This is a genomic window from Thalassolituus sp. ST750PaO-4 (assembly GCF_020320405.1).
In the GTDB taxonomy this organism is placed as follows: Bacteria; Pseudomonadota; Gammaproteobacteria; order Pseudomonadales; family Oceanobacteraceae; genus Venatoribacter; species Venatoribacter alkanivorans.
This window is the reverse complement of the sequence record NZ_JABVCB010000005.1, coordinates 466,887-491,277: the sequence shown is the minus strand read 5'-3', so window position 1 is coordinate 491,277 and position 24,391 is coordinate 466,887. Positions and strand designations below refer to the sequence as shown.

Sequence of the window (24,391 nt, the reverse complement as noted above, 5' to 3'; positions counted from 1 at the left end):
GCGTTCTTCCTGTAACTGATCAATCCAGCGCCGCAGAGTGGTATCGCCAATATCCAGCGCCTGACAAACCTCGGAAACAGCACGCTGCTGATCGAGCACCATGCTGGCGGCTTCTTGCTTGAACTCTGCAGTAAAAATACGACGTTGTTTTTTCATTGGACACCTCTTGGGTTGTGATTTTATCACCTAAGCGGGTGTCCGGATTGATTAGACCACTACAAAGTTCCCCTGGAAGGCAACAGGCCTTGATGTTGAAACAATGTTTTTGCTACTTATGGTGTTGATTAAAACTGTGGGACAGAAGTGGCTCTCCGGCTCGTTTTTTTATGTCCCGTATTTCTCTGCGCCAAACTTACTGGCGCATAAAATCTTCCAGTCCGCGACCGGTGGCCTTGTGGATATTGCGGAACAGATACCAGATCGCCAGGGCCAGAATAATCATGCTCGGCAGCACAATCACCGGATAACTCATCGCCGTCATTGCACCCAGCTGTTCGTTATATTCTTCGGTACCTGGCATGGCGGTTACCATATAGCGCGCCAGACCATAGTTCAGCGCTGATGACAGAAAAAATGAGGCGGCGATAATTTTATTGGCCATCGTCAGGTGACGCTGAAAGTTCTCTTCCTCACCGTGTTCGGCAATTGCCTGCTGCAGTTTTTCTGTGTCGATCACTTCGTCATTCAGAATAATCATGCGCAATAACGAGTAACGGGTATTCAGGGTCAGCAATACCGCAATGCCAATCAGACCCGGAATTAATGCTTCTTTTACCGCAAGGTATTCCGGCGGCAACTGCAGCAAACTGATACCACCGGTCAGTAATACACTGACGATACCCAGTATCGAAAAGGCGTTCACTTTGCCGGCGGTTTTCAGATCCCACAGACCAAAGGCCAGCGGGAAGGCCAGCGCCACGATAACTCCCAGTGTCGGGCCAAGCATATCGTCACCACTGGCTTTGGTGAGAATCAGTGTTGGGATAACGATATTGAACAGCAGATTACTGAAAAAATTATGATTCTTCTTGCTGCTTGAGGTGGTGGTCATTAAAGGTTTCCATAAAAAATCAGGCGGATCAGAAATGCCGTCAGCGCGCATTAACGGCGCTGACGGCGCTCACCACGCAGTACTGTAATCACCGTTGCGGTTTCCGGACGAACATCACGCCACAGAGCAAAAGCTTCGGCCGCCTGTTCAACCAGCATGCCTAAACCATCAATCACTTTGCCCACGCCATTATCCAGCGCCCACTGGTTAAACACTGTGGTTTGCGTGCTGTACATCATGTCATAGCAAACGGTGCCTGCCGTTAATACGGCAGGAGACAGTGGCGGTAAATCGCCGCTGAGGCTGGCCGATGTACCGTTAATGATGACATCGAAGCTGCCGTCCAGTGCATCGAATGCGGCGGCTTTAATATTGCCTAAGTCGGCAAAATCCGCGGCCAGTATTTCGGCTTTACTCAGCGTGCGGTTGGCAATAATCAGCTCTGCCGGTTGCTGCTCCAGAATGGGCTGCAGCACACCACGCACCGCACCGCCAGCACCCAGCAACAAAATACGTTTGCCGGTTATTGTCACGCCATGATTCACCGTCAGATCACGCACCAGACCCACACCATCGGTGTTGTCGGCAAGAATGCGGCCATCAGACATTTTCTTCAGCGTATTTACCGCCTGTGCACGCTGTGCACGCGGAGTAAATTCATCGGCGTAACGCCAGGCGTTTTCTTTAAAGGGCACGGTCACATTCACACCACAGCCGCCGTGTTTAAAGAATTTATCCAGTGCCAGCTCAAAGCTGTCGAGCGGTACCAGTTGCGCGGTATACAGCAGATCCTGACGGGTCTGCGCGGCAAATGCAGAATGAATCTGCGGCGATTTGCTGTGGCCAATGGGATTGCCCACAACAGCATAAAGATCGGTCATAACTACAGCCTCACACCCATTCTTTATGGGGCAGGAAATCGGTATAAAGTTTTGCTTCGGCCGAGCCGGGTTCCGGCTGCCAGTCGTAATCCCAGTGCACCACCGGCGGCAGCGACATCAGAATCGACTCGGTACGGCCACCGGTCTGCAGACCAAAGATCGTGCCACGGTCAAACACCAGATTAAATTCCACATAGCGGCCACGGCGGTAACACTGGAATTTACGCTCGCGCTCGCCATAAGGCGTGTCTTTGCGCTTCGCCACGATGGGAACATAAGCATCGATATAACCGTTGCCCACCGCCTGCATAAAGGCGAAGGATTTTTCAAAATTCAGTTCGCCGTCCCACTCGTTCATATCGTCGAAAAACAGGCCGCCGACACCACGGCTTTCGTCACGGTGTTTAAGGTAGAAATAGTCGTCGCACCATTTTTTGTATTTGGCAAAAACACCCTCACCAAAAGGTGCGCACAGATCTTTGCCGGTCTGATGCCAGTGCACCACGTCTTCTTCATAGGGATAAAACGGCGTTAAATCGAAACCGCCACCAAACCACCACACCGGCTCTTCGCCTTCTTTTTCGGCGACAAATAAACGTACGTTGGCATGGGAAGTCGGCACATAAGGATTGTGCGGATGAATCACCAGCGACACACCCAGCGCCTGAAAGCTGCGTCCGGCCAGTTCCGGACGATTAGCCGTTGCCGACGCCGGTAAGCGAGCGCCACGCACATGGGAAAAATTCACGCCGCCTTTTTCAATCACGCCACCATCGGCGATCACGCGGGTACGGCCACCACCGGTTAATGCCAGATCACCTTCAGCCGCCGGGCGCTCCCAGGAGTCTTCCTGAAATTGCGCCTTACCGTCCTGTGCTTCCAGTGCACTGCAAATGCGGTCCTGCAGATCCAGCAGAAACGCTTTAACCGCTGCCACATCGCAGCCCGAATGAGCCTGGCTCATAAATATTCTCCTCTGAGGCCTTCACGGCCTGTTAACGCAAACGCTGACCTGTCAGCGTGCGGATTTCCGACGGCTGAGCACGGCCACCCAGTGCTCCCGGCAAAACATAATCCAAACGGTCGGTAAAATATTGCCGCACCCGCAATGCTGAACGCGCCGGTTCGCGCCCCGCCGGATTGGCCGAGGTCGAGACCAGCGGGCCAACTTCATCACAGAGTGCACGCACCAGCGGATGATCGGTAACACGTACCGCCAGCGATTCATGGCGACCACGTAATAATGGTGATACCTCACGGCGGCAGGGTAACACCCAGGTCACCGGGCCCGGCCAGGTGGCATTAACGGTTGCCAGATCGCTGTCACTCAGCGGCAACAACAACTCATCCAGCTGTTGCAATGAGGATGCCACCAACACTAATCCTTTGTGCGCCGGACGACTCTTAAGTTCAAGAATACGGCTGATGGCCGCCTCGTTGCGCGGATCGCAACCCAGGCCCCAAACCGCCTCGGTCGGATAGGCCAGCACACCGCCGGAGCGGATGCTGTGAGCAGCCAGTTCAAGATGCCATTTATTCACGGACGAAAACCCGCAGATGAAGGGAAAGGCGGCACCCTACAACAAGGTGCCGGGAGCGGCAAGTAGAGGCCCGGCTGACGCTGTTTCGTCATCATTGCTGTATTAGGACAATTCAGGCCTAAGACTTAAGAATGATTATCGTAAGACAAGATTGAACCTGTCATTTCAGGTCAGTAGCCTCGCCGACTTTTCAGGGACGATGCATGCCTGTTTTCAGGCCTGCTTCAACAACTCAGGGGCAACCGATGAACGTCTGGTTCAGAGTTTTCTATATTGTGCTGGCACTGCTGCCAGCCATGCTTCACGCACACACTTCCGCAACGTCTGACGATATAACCCGCGGACTGGCCTGGCTCAGCAGCCAGCAGCAGGCGGACGGATCCTTCCGCAGCAATGCCATGGCAGCCACCGACTGGCAGGCCAGTACCGAGGCTCTGCAGGCATTTGCCAGTGCCGGGCAGCTGGATCATCTCAATACCCAGACGCTCGCAACCTATCTGGCTGGTCTCAATGCACATGAGACCGAGCTGCTGAGCCGACGCATCAGCGCCAACCTGCGCCTCGGCCAGCCATTCGCCGACGACCTGGCCACACTGGCACTGCGGCAGAACAGTGATGGCGGCTTTGGTGACGAAAACGGCTTCGACAGCTCAGTCTACGACACCCTGTTTGCTCTGCAGGTACTGGCCAATGCCGGTAACCGGGCCTCACCGGCAACCTCGGCAGCCATCGGTTTCCTGCTCTCCCAGCAGCGCAGTGACGGCAGCTTTGCCCTCGATAGCGACACCGCCTCCTCCGCTTATATCACCGCCCTGACTCTGCGCGCTGTTACCCCTTATCTCTATGTGTACAACGTCGGTGAATCTCTGAATAAAGGTCAGGAATATCTGTACAGCCTGAGCGCCGCCAACGGCAGCTGGCAGAGTGACTGGCAGGCGGCGCTGTTCCTGCTCGTGGTTGTCCCTTTGACCACCGATGTTACCCGCTACGCCAACACCCTTAGCTGGCTGAAACTGCAGCAGCAGGGCAATGGCTCCTGGCAGGATGATGCCTTTACCACCGCATTGGCTGTACAGGCGCTGTATCTGAGTGCCAATATCAGCCTGCCAACCGCACCGGATAAGGCCACGGTTCGCGGTCGTACGGTCGATGCCGGCAGCGCACAGCCGCTGGCTAATGTACGTATTACCACCTCGCCGCTCAGTGCTACCGATCTGTTATCCGATGCGCAAGGCAGCTTTGTACTTAACGGTCTGGAAGAAGGCAGCTACCGCCTGACCTACGAAGCCGATGGTTATCTGACCGCCTCACAGACGCTGAACGTTAAAGCCGGGCAGCTGATTGATCTGGGCGATATCCGCCTGAATCTGGCGCCGACCACCAGTCTGGTGCGTGGTGTGGTCAGCGATGCCAATACCGGCCTGCCGGTCGCTCAGGCTCTGGTGCAGGTCACTCTGGCTGGTACCACAACCGATACCCTGACCGCGGTCGATGGTTCCTATCAGCTCAGCTCAGGTGCTGGCAGTGCCAGCCTGATGATCAGCGCCAGCGGTTACCATGGCGTCAGCGCCAGTGCCAATCTGGTGGCCGGCAGCGCAGCAGAGTTTTCTGTGCAGCTGCAGCCGGATTCAGAACCCACCGTGCCGCTGCAACTGTCTGGCCGGGTGCTGGATGCCACGACCGGACAACCGCTGGCCGATGTGCAGGCCGAGCAGCTGAGTAATGCCTCAGCGGTGCTGTCCGGCAGCGATGGCCGCTTTACCATCCCGTCACCGCTGGCAGGCGAGCAGCAGATTATGCTGTCGCGCCCGGGTTATGACAGCGTGCTGCTCAGTGTCGTCGTACCGGCCACCGGCCGCGCTGCACTGGGAGATATTCTGCTGACCGCCAGCGAGCCGGTGAGCACAACCCGTATTACCGGCCGTATTACCGATGCCGACAGCGGAGCCGCGATTGAGGGTGCTCAGGTCAGCGTATTTGGCAGCAGCACGACCTCCGACAGTAACGGCTTCTATCAGCTCGATGGCATTACCAGCCTGGAGTTTGTGATCGGAGCCAACGCCACCGGTTACGTCTTTGGTTCCGCACCGGTCAGCCTCAGCCAGCCACGCGCCCTGACCATGGATATCGCCCTGATGCCAGCCAACGCCGGTGGCATTCAGGTCAGCCAGGTCACCACCAGCCAGCCAGCCTACGGCGCCTATCAGCGGGTTGCACTGAGCACCACGCTGACCAACCTCACGGTACGTGAGCGCCGCCTGCTGCTGTATGTGCTGATCACCGACAACAACAACCAGATTCTTGACCGTTTCCCGGGGGCCGATCTGCCGACGTTACCGGATACCGATAACGCCGAAGCCTGGGGACACTACAAACAGCATCAGAGTGACGCTACTGAAGTGCTGGCACCGAATGAAAGCCGCCATGTTGAGCTGGCCATGGGCTGGAACAGCGGCCGTCAGGTTCCCGGGCAATACCGGGTGACCATTCAGGCCCTGGACGCCGACACCAGCCAGGTACTGGCTGAAGCGGCAGCACCTCTGCTGATCGAGCCGACACAGGCGCTGCCATCTCTGACCGCAGAAATTACTCCGGCCTTTGCCCTGCTCGACAGCAACGCCGATCTGACGCTGGGGGCATTACTGCGTAATGCTTCCAACGTGCCGGTCGACGCCAGTCTCAGCTGGACTCTGGCCGACCCGGACAACCAGATCCTGAGCAGTGGTCGTCAGGATCTGCAAATCACGCCGGAGCAGACCAATCTGCAGCTGACGCTGGAAAACCTGCAGCAACAGATCAGCCGCAGTGGTAATTACCCGCTGACCCTGACCCTCGACACGGCTGCCACTCAGGGAACCCCTGAGGCCGCACAGCTGTTCGTGCCGCCAACGGTACGCCTGCAGGTGGAGCAGGACCTCACCCCGCAACAACTGATTCCGGGCGCCGAGCGCCGCTCACAGGTACGCATTCTGATCAAAGGAGTTGATGGCGAATGATTTTTCCGGCCCATTTTAAAATCTGGTGCCTGGCTCTGCTGAGCCTGTGCGCCGTGCTGCTGAGTCCTGCCAGTCAGGCTTCCCATGCCCGCTATGGTCATATCAGCTGGGAGCCTCGTCCCGAGATCAGTGAAACGACCGTCGACTTCCGTATTGTGGTGGCCTTCCGCCGCAGCAATTTCGGCAACCTGCAGCTGGGCAGTGTCTTCCGTCCGGCAGGTATCAGCTTCGGCGATGGTAAATCCGCTAACTATGAGTTTGAGGTCATCGCCCTTAACACTAAGGAAGACTGGGTTATCGGTCAGGCCCGTCAGGCCGGGCTGGAGTCCGGCACCGTGCGCCACGAATATCCGTCACAGGTGCGCAGTAATGGTGAGCCCTGGGTGGCATCATTATCGGTCTGTTGCCGCATCGGCTCGCTGCGTAACTCTGCCAACAGTAATTACCGGGTGCATACCAATGTTGATCTGAGCAGCGGCAACCGCTCTCCGGTCAGCAGCCTGCCACCGATTGTCAGCTGCGCCCGTGGTGACTGCAGTTTCTCTGTCCCTGCCGTTGATAAAGACAATGACCATCTGCGCTGGAGCCTGACGCCACTTGGCCAGTCAGGTATCTCACGCAATCCCACCGGCTTAACGCTGGATACCAGCACCGGTTATGTCGACTGGAGTGCCGGCAGCCAGAACGAACCTCTCGGACTCTATGCCCTGTCGGTCACCATCGAAGATCTGGATGAGTTTGATCAGCCGCGCAGCGCCGTGGTGGTCGATTTTATTATCAACCTGCGCGACTTCGTCGATAACCAGCCACCGGTATTTGATCAGCCACCATCACCGGCAACCGGCGATATTATCAATGCCATAGTTGGCCAGACGCTGACCCTGGATATTCAGGCGAGCGACAGCGACCTCAACGACGAAGTGTTCGTCAACAACCTCGGCCTGCCTGCCGGTGCCACCGTCAGCAGCCTGACTCAGGGCAACCCGAGCGCGGTGCGTTTCAGCTGGACGCCGTCCATGGCCGACCTCGGTGACAAACTGCTGACCTTTACCGCCACCGACCAGAAGGCTGCCAGTGCGCTTCCGCTGTCGCTGGTGATCCGGGTTATTCAGCCAATGATCAGTGATGTGCGGGTTATCGACCGCATTGCCGCCACCGATATTGATATCGAACAGAGCACCTTCAGTGAAACCCCAGCCGACGTTCGCCTCGGTACTCCGGTGTCGGAAGTGGAGTGGCGCTACCCGACCTTTGATGTCGGTCAGATTGCCGATATCCGTTTCGACCTGAAGCTGCACAACCTGCAACCCGGCGAAACACGTCTGGTTATCCATGAACTGGAAATGACCTACCGCGATGTGAACGGCAACCTGATCCGTGATGGCCTTGGCTCACGCGCGGTGCAGGTTTCTGAAACCGTTCTGGCGCTGTCGACCAGTACCGACCGTATTCAGTACCGGCCGCAAGAACAGGTCATTATCAGCAGTCAGGTCCGCAATCAGGACGAAGGCGATACCAGCAGCGGTTTCCGCCTGCAGATCGTCGATGAACAGGGCGTACTGGTCAGCCAGCTGAACGAACAGACCCTGAGTTTCACCAGCCTGGAAGATAAAACCATCAATGGTTATGACTTCAGCATCGGCAATCTGATTGCCGGTAACTACCGCGTGCGGGCCGAACTGCTGCGCGCCGATGGCCGCGTAACCGCAGTGGCCGAAGCCCCCTTCAGCGTTGTGACTAACAGTGGCGGCGCGCTGAGTCTGGCCACCAGCCTGTATACCGACAAACCGGTTTACGGCCGCTGGGACAGCGTTAACCTCAGCGCCCGTCTGCAGAATACTTCCAGCAATGCGCCGCTGACGACCACCCGCAACGAACTGCTGGTGTATGCGCCGGATGGCACAGAAGTTTTCCGCCAGAGCCGTGATCTGGGCAGCCTCGCACCGTCGTCAATGGAAGACTTCAGCTTCCTGCTGGCCCTGAACGACGCCAGTCAGGGACAGTATCAGGCTGTGTGGAAAATACTGGATGCTGCCAGCGGTCAGGAACTCAGCCGTTCGCAGGCCGGATTCCGCGTGCAGTCTCTGGCACTGCAGGAATTGCTGGGCAGCGTTCAGGCCGCAGACAGCCGTATCTATCATACCGGCAGCACCCGCTGTGATTTCACGGTACGCAACCGGGCGCCGGAAGCGGCTTTGGGGACTCAGCTGGCTTACAGCCTGATTCAGGCGGACAGCGAAACCCTGCTGCAGCGCACCGAAATCAGCGCCGATATCGGCCGCAATGATGAATTTACCTGGCACACCGACTTCAGCGCCGCAGGACAGGCTTACGGTGGTTATGCCTGTGTACTGGAAGCCAACATCAACGGCACCTGGCAGGTTCTGGCCAGTGACAGCTTTGAAGTGCAGGCGCCTGAAGTATCCACGGCCATCAGCAGTGAAGGCCCTGGCCGCGTGCTGGTGCTGACCGATGCTCCGCGTCAGTGTTCTGCTCTTGAGGACATCCGCGTTGGCTTCGACTTCGGCGCCGAACTGAACACCTCTCAGCAGATTGAAATCCGCCTCTACGGCCCGGATGGCAAGCTGTTGGATACCGAGATCGTCAGCGCGCTGGATACCGAAATCAACCATCGCCACGGCAAGGCCAACACCGATCTCAGTGTGAAAGCTCAGGCCAGCGGTCAGTTCGAAGTGCTGGTGCAGTCATCATCCGGACTGGGCAAAGAGTACCGGGTTGAAGTGTCGGTTAAACGTAACTGGCTGAGTAAGGTTGAGAAGTCCTGGACCTTCGACTGCAGCTGCGACCGCCCATTAACACTTAATGAACTGTACGAAGACGTCAGCCTGCTGGCCTGGCATCCGTGGCACAGCGATGACGATCTGCGTAATGCCGACCCGTTCGGCCCGCTCAACGGCCCGGATGTGAATGAGCAGAACGACTTTATCGAACAACTGCTGCAGGACGCTGGCTGGGAATACACGCTGGTACACAGCGCCGATGACTTTGCCCGCGAGCACCGTCTCGGTGGTTACAGCAGCTACCTGTTGCTGGCCGAACGTCCGCAGCTGCACTGGCAGGTACAGAAAGAGCTGCGCGAAGCGGTCTTCGCCGGTAAAGGCCTGATCGTCGCCGGTGGTTTCGATAAACGTAACCTGTGGCTGGAATCGGCACTGGGTGTGGCGGTGATTGGCCGTCATCCATGGGCGCGGGAATTACAGGTGCACAACTCTGACCTGAGCAGCGCCTGGAATGCCCAGCTGCCGCTGGCCGATAAGGTTCAGGGTATCTGGCTGACCGGCGCCGAAACCCTTGCCGAATACGCGCTGGCCGGAGACGACCAGCAGCATAACTGGCACTGGCTGGATAAAGGCGAGCATAAAGCGCACGACATTTTCGATGTTAAGCGCCGCGCCATCACCGGCTACGACTATGGCAAAGGACGCAGCCTGTTCTTTGGTTTCGACCTGTTACTGCAGGCCACTCAGGCCGGGGCTGACAGCAGCTATGCCGAACTGATTCTGCAGGCACTGCAACAGATCCAGCCGGAGGAACTGCCGGCCCTGGGCTCTGCCGTACTGCCACTGAACGTACAGTGGCAGAACAACCGCGGTGCCGTCAGCTTAGTCAGCGAACTGCTGCTGCCGGAAGGTGCTGAGCTGCTGGTTCCCGGCATATTTGCTCAGCAGGATGAACACTGGCTGGCAACCCTGACGCTGGCAGAGCAGCAGACTCTGGCATCACGTCTGTACATCAAACTGGCCGACCGCGACGGTGAGCAGAGCATCGGCCTGCTGACCACCACCGTCGACGGCAATCAGCAGCTGCAACAGGCGCAGGCCAGCTTTGCATTCGGCGCCAGCGCCACCCCGGAACTCGCGGCAACCCAGGCACTGCTCGACAGCCTGGCCTGGGACTACTGGTATCGCCTGAACTACCGCCATGCCTGGCTGAAGTTCAAGCTGGCCCACGAAGCCATCAACAAAGAGCACTGGTATCAGGCGCAGACGCTGTTGCTGCTGGCCGCCGACCTGTTGCTGGTTGGCCATGAAGACGATGTCGCCAGTGCCCGTCAGCAGCTACAGCGTCATATTCAGTTTGTCGGCGAGAAGCTGGCGCAATAATCATGAAACGGAATTCAGTTATGACTTCAGGAACCCCTTCTATGCCTCTGCTGCAACAGGAGCTGCTGCTGGACAGCGCTCCACGCTCATCCCGCCCGCTGCGTCTTATTGCACGCGCGGTGCTGGTTGTTTTTCTGAATGCGGTGATCTGGCCGTCCTGGGCGGTTGCAGTGGAAATTGACCAGCAACAGCAGCTGGAAGAACAGCAACGCTGGCTGCAGGACAATCAGCAGCTTGATCAGGTGCTGGCCAATCTGCGCGACCATATCAGCCAGCAGCGGCAACAGGTGCTGAACAAACAGAATGCTGAGCAGGGCTTTGTCAGCCGTGCGCTGAGCTTTGTTGGCTTTGGCGAGGATGCCTTGCCGGATAATCCCAGCCAGCGGTTTCAGCAGCGTCTGAATGAGCTGCGCCAGGACACCGAAAATTCCCTCGCACAGGAAGCCGCCCGTCTGCAGGAGCATCGCCTGCCGGCCGTTGTGCTGGAGCGACAGCAGCAACTGCAGACGCAGATTCTGGCCCGCTACCAACAACTGCAGGAACAACTGACGGCAGCCACACAAGAGCAATCGCTGGATGATCAGGAGCAACAGCTCAACGCCCTGAACAACCTGCTGAACAGTTTCAGTATCGGTAACCCGCGTGATCCGTTTGATCCGGAACAACTGCCGTGGGGCACACCAGATCCGAAACTGACACCGGAACCGGCACAGGATGCCAAACTGCTGAGTCAGCGTTACGACCTGCCGTTATTTGAGCAGGGCGTACAACTGGCCAGTAACGTCATCACCCCGGACATGCTGGGCAATCCCGGCGGCCCGGTTCAGGCCGATCTGGATGCCACCCTCGACGCACCGCTCAGTCCGGCCATTATTGCCAAAGCCGGTGAGCTGAATAACGATCCGGTCGCGATCTATCAGTGGGTTCGTAATAACGTTGAATATATTCCCAGCTACGGTTCGGTGCAGGGCGCTGAATACACCCTGACTTATCAGAAAGGTAACGCCTTCGATACCGCCAGCCTGCTGGTTGCCCTGCTGCGTGCCGCCAATGTTCCAGCCCGTTACGCCTTTGGTACCGTGCGTATGCCCGCCGCCAGCGTGATGAACTGGGTTGGTAATGTGCAGGTACCGGAAGCCGCCGGCAATCTGCTCGGCCAGGGCGGCGTGCCCAGCAAGATGCTGGTCAGCGGTGGTCAGGTGACGCACTTCGAACTGGAGCATGTCTGGGTTGAAGCCTGGATCGATTATTTACCCAGCCGTGGGGCAAAGCACAGCGTCGGTGACAGCTGGATTCCGATGGATGCCAGCTACAAGCAATATGAATATCAGGACGGTATGGGCCTTGATCAGGCCGTACCTTTTGATGCCCAGGCGCTGGCCGACAGCCTTGAACAAAACAGCACCGTTAATGAAGACGAAGGCTGGGTACAGGGTATTCCACAGCAGGATGTCGAGCAGGCACTGACCAACTATCAGGCTCAGCTGGAAGACTACATCAACAGCCAGGCTCCCGACGCCACCGTCGGCGATGTACTGGGTACGGCTGCCATCAAGACCGTTGTGCGTGAATCACTGGCGGCTTCACTGCCGTACGAACTGCGTACCCGCAAACTGGTGGCTTCGGCCCTGACCGACAACCAGCGCTGGAAATTCAAATACACGCTGGGCAGCAGTCAGTACGGGCAGATGGGCAATATTCTGCTCAGCATTAATCAGCCAACCGCCTTGCTGGCCGGTAAAAAGCTGGCTCTGTCATTTGCCCCGGCTTCAGAAGCCGATGAGCAAACCCTCACCAGCTATCTGCCTGAGCCGGATGCCAATGGCGACATCGACCCGGCGGCTGTGCCCGACACCCTGCCCGGTTACCTGATTCATCTGAACGGCGAATTTACCATTGGCAGTGAGATTGCAGCGGCGACAAGCAGCAGCGTGACCATGGGTACTGAGCTGTTATCAGAAATGGGTTATTGGCAGCCCGGCCGTGGCTGGCGTACATCGCAGAACAAACCGATTGCCGGCGAATACCGGGCACTGGCGCTCGACCTGCATGGCGTCAGCCCGGCACAGGCCGATGCACTGAAAAATGATCTGGAAAACACCCAACAGAAAATCACTGCCGAAGATTACACCGACCTTGGCAAACAACAGCTGGTTGGTGATTTACTCTACGCCACCATCCTCAGCTACTTTGCCCTGAATAATGTGCAGGATGATATCGCGGCCCGTCAGGCCAATATGGTGAGCTATAAGGCACCCAGCTACGGTTTATTCAAAACCAATGTGACGCCGCTGTACTGGTTTGGTATTCCGCGTAACGTGAAGATGGACGGTCTGGTAATGGACGTTGATCACATCACACATCTGCTGGCGCATAAAAATAACGACACTCAGCAATGGATTAATTACAACCGCGCTTCCGGTGCACGTCTGAGTGCGATGGAGCATCTGGTTCCCGAGCAGATGTTCAGCACTGAAGACAGTCCGGCAAACGGTATCAGTGCAGTCAAAGCCTTACAGCTGGCAGCGGCCGAAGGCCAGAAAATCTGGACCATCACACGAACTAACCTCGACATCGCATTAAATGGTCTGCAGTTGCCAGCATCTGTTGAAACGGATATCCGCAATTCGGTATACGCCGGCAAAGAAGTGACTGCCCATGAAAAGCCAATCAGCTTCTTTGGCAGCAGTCAGGTTGGTTATATTGTGCTGGATCCGGAAACCGGGGCCGGTGCTTATCTGATTGGTGGCGGGGAGAATGGTGGAGAATTATTTGTTGCGGGTGTCGCAATATTTGGAATAGCAGCAATTGCTTTTCAGGGCCTACTGCTTGGTGCTGCTATAAGCCCCGTACTGATAGCTATTGCACTATCTATAGCCGTTCATATTATCGTATTAGAATTAATTTTTAATGACAACCTTCGGTGGGATGATGTTAAAGGCCAGGTAACGTATATTTTATCAGCAGTAGTCGGTGGTATTCCAAATAGCATTGGAACAGCAGTAAGAGCAATACTGTCATACTTAATCGGGCTTTCTGGGTTTCTATGAGAATTAAAATTATTATGACCATTTTTTTTTATGGTATTTTATTAATAACTTTAGCGACACAAAATTGGATAATTCACACTCTGGGCTGGAAGAGTTTTTTTATTTTACTGATGCTATGGATCTCATCCTTAGTATGGATACGAAGCAGTGGAAAAATATTCTAGGCTCTCTTTGAATAATTGATCTGATTCTATAGGTGCTGGGAAAGCATCCAACATAGTAGGTGTAATTCCAACCTGGCAATCACGTTCACTGTACACTCAAGTGGTATCTGTCTTGTCTGCAGAAACTCAAGCAGACAAGACATTAGCTGTGTGGATTTTTGTTTAAAATAGTATTAATTTTTTGCAGGCTACTTTTACTGGAAGCTTGCACCCACCATGGATGACAAGAGCATTGACTAAAAAACCTGAAGATCTTAATGATAGCTTTGGCATTGCTCTTGCGGCCGTCACACTACTTGGTTATTTTATTTACCAACTGTGCGACGGTTCAGTTTATACACGCTCAGCTTCAGGGTATGTAATTACATCAAAGATGTGAGACGTTTCTTTGGGTTATTGCCAGCATACTCGTAATACTACTCAGCATTTTGATTTATATTTTCATTAAAAAGAAAATTTAAGGCACATCTGATTCTCATCACTTTAACCCAGACTTTATAAAATCTGAAAAATTACCGAATTATCCACGACAAACAAATTGGATTAATCCTTTGTATAGTAAACTGAATCACCAGTTCACTATCGACTATAAGGTTGCAGAATAAATCGATTAACGGCGAATAGCATGAGCGCTTAACCTGTGGCGCGAGCCCTGAAAATTTAGAAAATACCCAGCAATGGCTTACAACTGTACTTCTGGTACAGCCATGAGTACGATGGTGCATCTTGTTTCTGAACACAAAACAGCAGGAGCAGCTTTGCACAGCAATGTCGCCCGAAGGGTGGTATATATGGATATATCGAATGAAATGTTAAGCACCAAAGGCAGTCTATCGAACGGCATCAATATGGTTAAAGATTTATTGCTTTCAGTTGCAGAAGGTCAGAAAACCTGGCTTATTACACAGGCCAACCTGTATTTTTTATTAAGTAACCTGACACAGTCAGAACAGGATCATTGGATATGTGGCTAAATTCATTGTGTCAGAGTGTTTCATTCGAAAATACATGGTCTTTGGCGGCCCTGGGTGTGCTGTTTATTCTTATATATTGGTGGTTCATTCAACGAAAGAAGAATCTCCACTTGTTATGGTTTTATGGGTATGGGGTAGTTTTAAGCTTTTTTTACCAATTATTCGTATTCCCATATAAAACCCAGTATTGGCCAACGTTAACCTCGGAAGAGGTTATTTTAATGGCCATTGTCCCCGGGTTTATATACATAGCGTTCCTTTCATTTAAGCCTTCGAAAGGTGATGAGGGGGGCGCTATATACAATCTAATCCAGGGAAGTATGGTGTTTGCCCTGATATTAGTGCTTGGCTGGCTGTTCAGTCCTTCGTGTTTTTCACACTGATGGAGTTGTGTAGCAGACGTCCTTGGCCAGTCGATAATGTTAAAAGCACCTGAATAATCTGCTTTAATTGTGGTTGTCATCATGGAATTCTTTACAGATTCAGATTTTCTATGGACCTTGATTCGCAGAATGGGCTTCCATATAAACAGTGCGGTTCAGACATGGCAGATAACGATAAATTTGGAGATTATTTTTTCCTCTGGATCTTTCTTGGTATTTGCCTACCTATCATTTTTGATAACATCGTTTGTAGCATTTCACTTTCAGTGATCAGTATGGTTTTATTCACTTATTTGTTACTCTCTATAAAAAAGAAACGTCGTTTTGATCAGAATCAGATTTCTCCTCTGGCTTATACTGACCACTCTGATTTACTGGCTGAATATCAGCAGCATCACCAGTAACTCGGTCATTCAGAAAACAGGGATGGTGGCAGGCAGTGCTCTGCTTGCTATCCTGCCGCTGATGTCGGTTAAGTGGTGGTGCTATTTGGAAGAGCAAACCAATGGCCGCAGGTGGCCATTGATTAATCATCTGCTGGCACCGGTTATTGCCATTATCACGCCGCTTATTTTTATCGGTGGCGCTGAATATATCCGTCCAGAGATTGTGCTGCTGTCATTGGCAACAAGCGCTGTTTTTCTGCCATCCGGCCAGCTGCGCTGGTTCTGGAAGCAGCGCTTCGGCGATCTGAAAAGCTTTCCGGATTCAGGCCAGGTAAGCCGGAGTCAGCTCAGCCGGATCCGCAATCTGGTACTGGGCTGGATATTTATGCCGTTACCTTTGTATTTTGTCGTCTCACTGATGTGGCAACGCTGAGCAGAATGCGATGAGAAACAGTCCAGCGAGGGGTTATGCAAAAGAAGAAAATTCTGGTATTTGAAATTCTGCTCTGGCTGTTTATTGGTCTGTTGATTGTTATTGCCAGTCAAAATTCCTGACCATTGAACAGAGGCCAATAACCAACAGCTTTATCTTTTATAAACGGAGACACCAATGCCAACATCTGCCGATATTGCATGGCTGCCTTATTTCATCAGCATCGCATTAGTTACTGTGATCGGCGTGCTGATCAGTGGCCTGAAGAATAAGCGTATTTTTGCTTTTGGCCGTTGGTATAAAGCCGGGGAAAACAAGTCGCAGTATGTACAGGTCGTAATCGGCTATCTGCTGCTGATCGCGCTGTTTCTTTTTCTGTTGTTACAGCTTTTGTTGCGGCTGTTGTAACAGAGTTAGTAGCGTTATTGCGGCTGTTACTTCAGCCGCATATAACCGCCTGGCACCTGTGCCAGCCAGCCCTGCAATTCAAGGTCGAGGAGTTGCGGTAATAATTGCGAGATGGGTAAGGCGCTGCGCAGGGCAATTACATCGGTGCTGGTAGCACTGTAATCCACCTGAGTAACCAATACCGGCACCGCGGCAGATACCGGTTCGGTTAATTCCAGTTGAGTCTGAGCCTTTTCCGGCAACAGGTTCAGCTCCTGCAGAATATCCTGCGCATTCTGTACCAGGCAGGCACCTTCGCGGATCAGCTGATGGCAACCATGGCTGAGCGGATTGGTCACTGCACCGGGTAAGGCAAAGACTTCGCGGCCCTGTTCTGCTGCCTGCCGCGCGGTAATCAGCGAGCCACTTTTAATCGCTGCTTCCACCACCACAGTACCAAGACTAAGGCCGCTGATAATGCGGTTACGAGAAGGAAAGTGTTTGGCCTGGGGCTCTGTTCCCGGGGCAAATTCCGACAACAACAGTCCTTTTTGCATCACCATCTGCGCCAGTCCCAGATGGCGCTGCGGATAAATCACATCCGGGCCGCTGCCGAGTACCGCAATGGTGCGTCCACAACTAAGCGCTCCCTGATGCACGGCGCCATCAATGCCAATCGCCATGCCACTGACGACCGTCAGACCAGCCGCCGCCAGCTGACTGGCTGTTTGCTGCGCCCATTCTGCACCATAAGGGGTTGGGTTACGACTGCCGACCATGGCGATCATTGGCTGACTGAAACAGGCCAGATCACCATGGTAATAAAGAAAAGTGGGGGCATCGCGCAGGCTGGCAAGCGTTTCAGGATACGGAGCCACACCCGCCAGCAACACACCGCAACGGCTTTGATTGCGCCAGCGTTGCAACACATCAAAACCATCACTCAAGGAAGGATCATCCAGCCAGCGCGCAGCGGCATCGGCCTTCAGGCCAAAAGACTCCAGCTGCGCGACGGTGCAGGATAATAGGTCGTGCGGACGGGAAAGGTTCTGGCGGATATCACCTAGAGTAACGCTGCCGACGCCCGGCAGTTTTGCCAGACGCCACCAGGCGAGTAACAGCTCGTCCCTGAGCATAAACAGTCCTTATTGGTTCGGGGATTCCACCTTGTCGCCGACACGCAGCGGCTTAGTCGCCCGCATAATCAGTGCATAGGACAGTTTTTCGAACGTACGGAACACCATCAGGCTGCCGGCACGTTCTTCCGGTAAGCGTACCCGTTCAGCGGCAACGCGGTCATACACCACAGCACCGGCTTTTTTGATCAGCAGTACAGAGCCGGGCACCAGGCCATCACGCTCGCCACGGTTAAGTACCACCACGTCATACTGACCCACCTGAGTCACGCCACCGGATACCGCCAGAATCTGGCCTTGAACCGCACGCTCCGGAGATTTCGGGTAGAAGTTGGCAATAAGATCGCGGTCTTCGGTCGGCAGCAGCATGTCACCAACGGATACCTGCTGATTGGTACGCTCCAGTTCCAGCGTCACAATATCATCATCATGAGCCAGTACACGGCCCATACCGATATCCAGCGCTTCCAGCCCCAGCACTTCGCCGCTTTCCGGATCACGGTAAACCTGACCTTTGCGGAACACGCCGTAGGCACTGGAAACCTGAGGGCCAAAATCACCACGGGCATACACTTTACCGCCAGCGCCCATCAGAATGCGGGCATCGGCACCTGATAAAACACGTGGTGCTTTTTCCAGCACTTCCGGAGCCACTACACGGTGTTCACGCAGGAAACCACGAATGGCATCCTGTGGAATCGCAGGAATTGCAGACTCAATCGGTTCAACACGGGCGGTTGGCTGCATTTTTACCGTACCCGGAGATAACTTCACGGTACGGCTGCCTTCGCCACGCTTGGTGACGGTCACGCGAGTTTCACCATCAATGCTGATCAGGCCGATCTCGTCACCCGGAAAAATCAGGTGAGGATCTTTAATCTGACCGTTCTGATACCAGATTTCCGGCCACTGCCAGGGGTCATTGGTAAAGCGTTCGGAGATATCCCAGAGGGTATCGCCCTTTTTAACCACATAGCGTTGTGGCGCATCGGATTTCAGATCCAGCGCCATGGCACCGGTTGAAAGACACATCAAACCAGCAACGAGAATGCGCTTGATGGTTTTGCTCATCCTGTATTCCCTTTATTATTAGCGGATCTGCGATCGCGCATTGAAAATCACTGTTCGGCAGCCATCTTAGCAAGTCACGACCACTTAGTTCTATAAAAGCACAGCAACTCTATGTCCATACTCGAAATTTTAGAATACCCGGATCCCCGTTTACGTACCAAAGCCGCACCTGTGGCTGAGGTGGACGACCGGGTGCGTGCCATCGTCGATGACATGTTCGAAACCATGTATCAGGCACCGGGCATTGGTCTGGCGGCCACTCAGGTCAATGTACACGAGCGCATCGTGACCATCGACGTGTCGGAAGATAAAAACGAGCCCCTGGTATTTATCAATCCGGAAATCACCGTGCTCGACGGCGAAATGGAAACCATGCAGGAAGGTTGCTTGTCGGTTCCCGGCTTCTACGAAGACGTTACCCGCATTGAGCACTGTCTGGTCAAAGCCCTCGACCGCGATGGCAAACCCTTTGAAATGGAATGCCGCGGCCTGCTGGCGGTCTGTATTCAGCACGAAGCTGACCACCTCGAAGGCAAACTGATGGTCGACTATATCTCGCCGCTGAAGCGTAACCGCATCAAAGACAAACTCGAGAAGAAGCACAAACTCGAAGCCCGCAATCAGGGTAAGAAGTAATGGCCTTACGCGTCGTTTTTGCCGGTACGCCGGAGTTTGCAGCCATTCATCTGCAGGCGCTGATCAACAGCGGGCATGAGGTGATCGGTGTTTATACCCAACCCGACCGTCCCGCCGGACGCGGTAAGAAGCTGCAGCCAAGCCCGGTAAAGCAGGTTGCACTCGAACATAATCTGGCGGTTTTTCAGCCACTGAATTTCAAAGATCCGGCCGATGTTGAACAGCTGAAAAGCCTGAATGCCGACGTCATGATCGTGGTCGCCTATGGCCTGATTCTGCCGCAAAGCGTACTAGACGCGCCAAAACACGGCTGTCTGAACGTACACGCCTCGCTGCTGCCACGCTGGCGTGGCGCAGCGCCGATTCAGCGCTGCATTGAAGCCGGTGACAAAATGACCGGCATCACCATCATGCAGATGGATAAGGGTCTGGATACCGGCAACATGCTGAGCAAAGTCACCACCGGTATTCTGGCTGACGATACCGGCGGCACCCTGCATGACCGTCTGGCAGAGATGGGCCCGGGCGCTCTGCTGAATACTCTGGCACAGCTTGAAGCCGGAACCCTGCAGCCGGAAAAGCAAAACGATGCACAGGCCAACTACGCCCATAAGCTGCTGAAAGAAGAAGCTCTCATCAACTGGCAACAACCGGCAGAAGAGATTGCGCTGCGCGTGCGCGCCTTTAACCCGTTCCCGATGGCTTACACCCTGCTTGGCGATGAGCGCATCCGCGTACTTATGGCCGAAGCCCTTGAACAACCGAGCCAGCTGCTGCCAGGCACTATCGCCAGAGTCAGCGCCGACGGTCTGGAAATCGCCTGTGGCGAAGGAGTATTACGTATCACTCAGGTACAGTTAGCCGGCAAAAAAGCCATGAACGTGGCCGATGTGATTAATGGTCAGCCACAGTTATTTCAGCCGCACCACATGCTGGCGTCGCAACCTTGAGCGCCGCGACCTCGCCCTGGGGTAAAGCCAAAGACACCACCCTGAGTGCCCGCCGTGCGGCGGCCATGGCACTCAGCGCCGTCCTCGCCGGACAATCCCTTAACCAATGCCTGGCACCGCTGGAACTGCGCGTCGATCTGGCTGACCGCGGCTTTCTGCGCGATCTGGCACTGGGCAGCTGCCGTCATTTTCAGCGCCTGAACGCACTGGCCAAGATGCTGCTCAGCCGGCCTTTTGGCGAAGAAGATCAGGACTTATTTGCCCTGCTGATCATCGGTCTGTACCAGCTTGAGATTCAGAAGAAAGCGCCGCATGCCGCCGTGCACGCCACCGTCGAAGTCTGCGAAGAGCTGGGCAAGGGTTACGCCAAATCCGTTATTAATGCCTGCCTGCGCCGTTACGCGCGCGAATACGAAAGCCTGACCCCACCACTGGACGAAAACCCGGTAACCGCCAGCAGCCACCCGAAATGGCTGGTCAAAATGCTGAGCAAAGCCTGGCCGGAACAGTTTCAGGACATTCTCGAACAGAATAACCAGCGCCCACCGCTGTGCCTGCGCGTGAACCAGCGCCATGGCAGCCGCGAGCAATACCTCGAACGCCTGCAGCAGGCCGGTATCGAAGCCCGCCCTGCCGAACACAGTGCCGTTGGTATTTATCTGGCCGAATCCTGCGATATCACCGCACTGCCCGGTTTTGCCGATGGTGATTTCAGCGTGCAGGACGAAGCCGCGCAACTGGCGGCAATGCTGCTGGCGCCGCAGGACGGCGAACGCATTCTCGATGCCTGTGCCGCTCCCGGTGGTAAAACCTGCCATCTGCTGGAAAGCGCAGACGCCCGTGTCGTAGCGCTGGATATTGAAGAAAACCGCCTGCCACGGGTGCATGAAAACCTCGCCCGCCTGCAGCTCAGCGCCGAGGTTGTGTGCGCCGATATGGCCACCCCGGACGCCTGGTGGGATGGCGAGCTGTTCGATGCGATTCTGCTCGACGCACCCTGCTCGGCCACCGGTGTGATTCGTCGCCACCCGGATATCAAGCTGCTGCGCCGCCGCGAAGACATCGAGCAACTGGTACAGGTTCAGGCGCAATTGCTGGATACCGCCTGGTCTCTGCTGAAGCCGGGCGGCCGTTTGCTGTACGCCACCTGTTCGGTCTTACCGCAGGAAAACAGCGAACAAATCCGCCGCTTTGTTGATGCCAACAGTGATGCACAACTGCAGACACTGGACTTTTGCTGGGGAAGCGCCTGTAATGCCGGGCGTCAGCTGCTGCCACAACGCGACGGCCACGACGGTTTTTACTACGCCCTGCTGCACAAAACGCAGTAAGCGCGACGGGGGACACGCCAACCGTGTGTCCGCAGGCTACTGAGAACCAATATTGAGAGCCTATGAAGATTATTATCCTGGGCGCCGGTCAGGTCGGCGGCACACTGGCTGAAAACCTGGCCAATGAGCAGAATGACATTACCGTGGTCGACACCGATGCCGACCGCCTGCGCGAGCTGCAGGACCGTATCGATATCAAAACGGTTCTTGGCCGCGGTTCATACCCCAGCATCCTGCGTGATGCCGGGGCCGATGATGCCGATATGCTGGTTGCGGTAACCAACTCTGACGAAACCAATATGGTGGCCTGTCAGGTGGCTTACACCCTGTTCCGTACGCCAACCAAGATCAGCCGTATCCGCTCCGGTCAGTATCTGAAGCAGGCTGAGCTGTTCCGCAACGATGCTTTCCCGATCGACGTTCTGATTTCCCCTGAGCAGGTGGTGACCAACTACATCAGCCGCCTGCTGCAGTATCCCGGCGCGTTACAGGTGCTGGATTTTGCCGATCAGCGCGTACAGCTGGTTGCGGTACGCGCCTATTACGGCGGCCCTCTGGTCGGTCAGGCGATTCACCATCTGAAAGATCACCTGCCCAATATTGATGCCCGCGTGGCGGCGGTATTCCGCCGTAACAAAGCCATCGAACCCACCGGTGATACCATTATTGAAGCCGACGACGAAGTGTTCTTCGTTGCTGCCAAAGAGCATATCCGCAAGGTAATGAGCGAACTGCGCCGCGAAGAAGATTCTTACAAGCGGGTGATGATCGTCGGCGGCGGTAACATCGGTTACCGTCTGGCGAAAGCGCTGGAGCGTGATTACCGCATCAAACTGATTGAACACGGCGAACAACGTGCTCAGTTCCTCAGTGAAAATCTGAGCAAAACCGTGGTGCTGCTGGGCAGTGCCACCGACAAAGCACTGCTGGAAGAAGAAAACATCGAAAACACCGATGTATTCTGCGCCCTGACCAACGATGACGAGGTGAACATCATGTCGTCGCTGCTGGCCAAGCGTCTTGGTGCACGTAAGGTGATGACGCTGATTAACAAAGCGGCGTATGTCGATCTGGTGCAGGGCGGTATGATCGACGTGGCGCTGTCTCCGCAACAGGCCACCATCGGCAGCCTGCTGACCCACGTGCGTCGTGGCGACGTAGTGAATGTTCACTCTCTGCGCCGTGGCGCAGCAGAGGCCATCGAAGCCATTGCCCATGGCGACAGCAACTCATCAAAAGTGGTGGGGCGCAAAATCCGCGAAATCAAACTGCCACCAGGCACCACCATCGGTGCCATTGTGCGTGGCGAAGATGTGATTATGGCCAGTTCTGATGTGGTGGTGGAATCCAACGATCACGTCATTCTGTTCGTGATGAAAAAACGCCATATTCCGGACGTCGAGCGCCTGTTCCAGGTCGGTCTCGGTTTCTTCTGAGCGGAGCTGTCCATGCACTTTGCGGTTATTGCGCGCATTCTTGGTATCTTTCTCATGCTGTTCAGCATGACCATGCTGCCACCGATTCTGGTGTCGATGTGGTTTAACGATGGCGCCACCGAAGCCTTTGTTATTGCTCTGGTACTGACCTTTGGCCTGGGTTTTGTGTCCTGGTTACCGGTAAAAAATGCCCATAACGAGCTGCGTACCCGCGACGGCTTCCTGATTGCCGCACTGTTCTGGCTGACCCTCGGTCTCGCCGGCACACTGCCCTTTATGATTGCCGAGCATCCCGGCCTGAGTTTTGCCGATGCTTTCTTTGAGTCGTTGTCCGGCTGGACCACCACCGGCGCAACGGTAATGACCGGCCTGGAGTACCTGCCGAAATCAATCCTCTGGTATCGCCAGCAGCTGCAATGGCTGGGCGGCATGGGGATTATCGTTCTGGCGGTCGCCATTCTGCCGATGCTGGGGATTGGTGGTATGCAGCTCTACCGCGCGGAAATGCCGGGCCCGCTGAAAGACTCCAAACTCACGCCACGCATCGCGGAAACCGCCAAAGCCCTGTGGTATGTGTACGCCTTCTTAACCATCAGCTGCGCCCTGGCTTACTGGTTTGCCGGCATGAGCGGCTTTGATGCGGTCACCCACAGCTTCGCGACCGTGGGTATTGGTGGTTTCTCAACCTATGACGCCTCCATCGGCCACTTTAACAGTGCTCTGATCGAAGGCATCTGCGTCTTTTTTATGCTGATTGCGGCGATGAATTATTCGCTGCATTTCTTCGCCTGGCGTAACCGTACACTGAGCCACTATCTGCAGGATTCAGAAATACGCTTCTTTCTGCTGGTCATGGCCGGCGGTATTCTGCTGACCATTTCCGCACTGTGGCTGACCGATACTTACCCTCTGCCGGAAGCCATCCGTTTCGGTGTCTTTGAACTGGTGTCCATCGCCACCACCGCAGGCTTCGGCACCGCCGACTTTGCCGGCTGGCCGGTCTTCCTGCCGGTGCTGCTGTTTATGATGGCCTTTATCGGTGGCTGCACCGGCTCTACCGGTGGTGGTATGAAGGTCATCCGTGTGTTGCTGATCTACAAGCAGGGTGTGCGTGAGATCCGCCGCCTGATTCATCCCAATGCCGTCATGCCGGTCAAGCTCGGCCGCCGCGCCGTACCTGATCGCATTCTGGATGCCGTATGGGGATTTTTCGCCGTCTACATCGTTACCTTTATGGTGATGATGCTGGCGCTGATGGCCACCGGGCTGGATCAGGTTACCGCGTTTTCTGCTGTTGGTTCCTGCCTCAATAACCTCGGTCCGGGTCTGGGTGATGTTGCCGCCCATTACGGTAATATTTCCGACACCGCCAAATGGCTGCTGGCACTGACCATGCTGCTTGGCCGTCTGGAAATTTTCACTCTGCTGGTGCTGTTAAGCCCTAACTTCTGGCGCAGCTGA

18 protein-coding genes are annotated in these 24,391 nt (G+C 55.0%); 11 read left to right on the top strand and 7 right to left on the bottom strand.

The genetic code is table 11. From position 1 onward, the window contains the following. From HUF18_RS19835 to HUF18_RS04645, 5 genes are all read right to left on the bottom strand, one after another. Positions 1 to 156: transposase (locus tag HUF18_RS19835; RefSeq protein ID WP_225691492.1), on the bottom strand; the 156-nt coding region annotated here is incomplete at its 3' end. A 196-nt stretch (positions 157 to 352) separates the two neighbouring features. After that, complete coding sequence (locus HUF18_RS04660) at positions 353 to 1,051, bottom strand: VC0807 family protein (protein WP_225691308.1); 699 nt, start codon at positions 1,049 to 1,051, stop codon at positions 353 to 355. A gap of 50 nt (positions 1,052 to 1,101) precedes the next feature. Further along, positions 1,102 to 1,932, bottom strand: a complete 831-nt coding sequence (aroE, locus tag HUF18_RS04655; RefSeq protein WP_225691307.1) for a shikimate dehydrogenase — start codon at positions 1,930 to 1,932, stop codon at positions 1,102 to 1,104. 10 nt (positions 1,933 to 1,942) lie between these two features. Next, on the bottom strand, positions 1,943 to 2,896 hold the full coding sequence (gene hemF, locus HUF18_RS04650; RefSeq protein WP_225691306.1) for an oxygen-dependent coproporphyrinogen oxidase: 954 nt from the start codon (positions 2,894 to 2,896) through the stop codon (positions 1,943 to 1,945). Positions 2,897 to 2,927: 31 nt separating this feature from the next. Then, on the bottom strand, positions 2,928 to 3,473 hold the full coding sequence (locus HUF18_RS04645; protein WP_145467267.1) for an L-threonylcarbamoyladenylate synthase: 546 nt from the start codon (positions 3,471 to 3,473) through the stop codon (positions 2,928 to 2,930). 245 nt (positions 3,474 to 3,718) lie between these two features. On the opposite strand from HUF18_RS04645, the gene HUF18_RS04640 reads away from it, so the two are divergent. From HUF18_RS04640 to HUF18_RS04615, 6 genes are all read left to right on the top strand, one after another. After that, positions 3,719 to 6,469 (top strand): carboxypeptidase regulatory-like domain-containing protein, encoded by a 2,751-nt coding sequence (locus tag HUF18_RS04640; protein WP_225691305.1) that lies wholly within the window; start codon positions 3,719 to 3,721, stop codon positions 6,467 to 6,469. Continuing rightward, positions 6,466 to 10,593 (top strand): hypothetical protein, encoded by a 4,128-nt coding sequence (locus HUF18_RS04635; protein WP_225691304.1) that lies wholly within the window; start codon positions 6,466 to 6,468, stop codon positions 10,591 to 10,593. Before HUF18_RS04640 ends, HUF18_RS04635 begins: the two co-directional genes overlap by 4 nt. A gap of 20 nt (positions 10,594 to 10,613) precedes the next feature. Next, positions 10,614 to 13,643 carry a transglutaminase-like domain-containing protein gene (locus tag HUF18_RS04630; RefSeq protein WP_225691303.1) on the top strand — a complete coding sequence of 1,010 codons (3,030 nt, stop codon included), beginning with the start codon at positions 10,614 to 10,616 and terminating at the stop codon, positions 13,641 to 13,643. A gap of 871 nt (positions 13,644 to 14,514) precedes the next feature. Continuing rightward, the gene (locus tag HUF18_RS04625) at positions 14,515 to 14,781 is read left to right on the top strand and encodes a hypothetical protein (RefSeq protein ID WP_225691302.1); all 267 of its coding nucleotides are present in this window, start codon (positions 14,515 to 14,517) and stop codon (positions 14,779 to 14,781) included. 707 nt (positions 14,782 to 15,488) lie between these two features. After that, positions 15,489 to 15,983, top strand: a complete 495-nt coding sequence (locus HUF18_RS04620; protein ID WP_225691301.1) for a hypothetical protein — start codon at positions 15,489 to 15,491, stop codon at positions 15,981 to 15,983. Positions 15,984 to 16,160: 177 nt separating this feature from the next. After that, positions 16,161 to 16,391: a hypothetical protein gene (locus HUF18_RS04615; protein ID WP_225691300.1), complete on the top strand. Its 231-nt coding sequence runs from the start codon at positions 16,161 to 16,163 to the stop codon at positions 16,389 to 16,391. 26 nt (positions 16,392 to 16,417) lie between these two features. On the opposite strand, the gene dprA is transcribed toward HUF18_RS04615, so the two are convergent. Next, positions 16,418 to 17,506: a DNA-processing protein DprA gene (gene dprA, locus HUF18_RS04610; protein WP_225691299.1), complete on the bottom strand. Its 1,089-nt coding sequence runs from the start codon at positions 17,504 to 17,506 to the stop codon at positions 16,418 to 16,420. Between the two features lie 9 nt (positions 17,507 to 17,515). Continuing rightward, complete coding sequence (locus tag HUF18_RS04605; protein WP_225691298.1) at positions 17,516 to 18,577, bottom strand: LysM peptidoglycan-binding domain-containing protein; 1,062 nt, start codon at positions 18,575 to 18,577, stop codon at positions 17,516 to 17,518. 111 nt (positions 18,578 to 18,688) lie between these two features. On the opposite strand from HUF18_RS04605, the gene def reads away from it, so the two are divergent. The 5 genes from def (at position 18,689) to HUF18_RS04580 (ending at position 24,391) form a co-directional block, all read left to right on the top strand. Next, entirely contained in the window at positions 18,689 to 19,213 is a 525-nt protein-coding gene (def, locus tag HUF18_RS04600) for a peptide deformylase (RefSeq protein ID WP_225691297.1), read from the top strand. Then, positions 19,213 to 20,163 (top strand): methionyl-tRNA formyltransferase, encoded by a 951-nt coding sequence (gene fmt / locus HUF18_RS04595; protein WP_225691296.1) that lies wholly within the window; start codon positions 19,213 to 19,215, stop codon positions 20,161 to 20,163. Before def ends, fmt begins: the two co-directional genes overlap by 1 nt. After that, positions 20,160 to 21,494, top strand: coding sequence for a 16S rRNA (cytosine(967)-C(5))-methyltransferase RsmB (gene rsmB, locus HUF18_RS04590; protein WP_225691295.1), 1,335 nt, complete (start codon positions 20,160 to 20,162; stop codon positions 21,492 to 21,494). The genes fmt and rsmB overlap by 4 nt, the downstream gene beginning before the upstream one ends. A gap of 62 nt (positions 21,495 to 21,556) precedes the next feature. Next, on the top strand, positions 21,557 to 22,930 hold the full coding sequence (trkA, locus tag HUF18_RS04585; RefSeq protein WP_145467291.1) for a Trk system potassium transporter TrkA: 1,374 nt from the start codon (positions 21,557 to 21,559) through the stop codon (positions 22,928 to 22,930). A gap of 12 nt (positions 22,931 to 22,942) precedes the next feature. Next, the gene (locus HUF18_RS04580; RefSeq protein WP_145467293.1) at positions 22,943 to 24,391 is read left to right on the top strand and encodes a TrkH family potassium uptake protein; all 1,449 of its coding nucleotides are present in this window, start codon (positions 22,943 to 22,945) and stop codon (positions 24,389 to 24,391) included.

What these genes read in the sequence shown, in the direction of transcription:
- HUF18_RS04660 (WP_225691308.1), bottom strand. Translation starts at nt 1,051, where the DNA reads ATGACCACCACCTCAAGCAGCAAGAAGAATCATAATTTTTTCAGTAAT.
- aroE (WP_225691307.1), bottom strand. Translation starts at nt 1,932, where the DNA reads ATGACCGATCTTTATGCTGTTGTGGGCAATCCCATTGGCCACAGCAAA.
- hemF (WP_225691306.1), bottom strand. Translation starts at nt 2,896, where the DNA reads ATGAGCCAGGCTCATTCGGGCTGCGATGTGGCAGCGGTTAAAGCGTTT.
- HUF18_RS04640 (WP_225691305.1), top strand. Translation starts at nt 3,719, where the DNA reads ATGAACGTCTGGTTCAGAGTTTTCTATATTGTGCTGGCACTGCTGCCA.
- HUF18_RS04635 (WP_225691304.1), top strand. Translation starts at nt 6,466, where the DNA reads ATGATTTTTCCGGCCCATTTTAAAATCTGGTGCCTGGCTCTGCTGAGC.
- HUF18_RS04630 (WP_225691303.1), top strand. Translation starts at nt 10,614, where the DNA reads ATGACTTCAGGAACCCCTTCTATGCCTCTGCTGCAACAGGAGCTGCTG.
- HUF18_RS04625 (WP_225691302.1), top strand. Translation starts at nt 14,515, where the DNA reads ATGAGTACGATGGTGCATCTTGTTTCTGAACACAAAACAGCAGGAGCA.
- HUF18_RS04615 (WP_225691300.1), top strand. Translation starts at nt 16,161, where the DNA reads ATGCCAACATCTGCCGATATTGCATGGCTGCCTTATTTCATCAGCATC.
- dprA (WP_225691299.1), bottom strand. Translation starts at nt 17,506, where the DNA reads ATGCTCAGGGACGAGCTGTTACTCGCCTGGTGGCGTCTGGCAAAACTG.
- HUF18_RS04605 (WP_225691298.1), bottom strand. Translation starts at nt 18,577, where the DNA reads ATGAGCAAAACCATCAAGCGCATTCTCGTTGCTGGTTTGATGTGTCTT.
- def (WP_225691297.1), top strand. Translation starts at nt 18,689, where the DNA reads ATGTCCATACTCGAAATTTTAGAATACCCGGATCCCCGTTTACGTACC.
- fmt (WP_225691296.1), top strand. Translation starts at nt 19,213, where the DNA reads ATGGCCTTACGCGTCGTTTTTGCCGGTACGCCGGAGTTTGCAGCCATT.
- trkA (WP_145467291.1), top strand. Translation starts at nt 21,557, where the DNA reads ATGAAGATTATTATCCTGGGCGCCGGTCAGGTCGGCGGCACACTGGCT.
- HUF18_RS04580 (WP_145467293.1), top strand. Translation starts at nt 22,943, where the DNA reads ATGCACTTTGCGGTTATTGCGCGCATTCTTGGTATCTTTCTCATGCTG.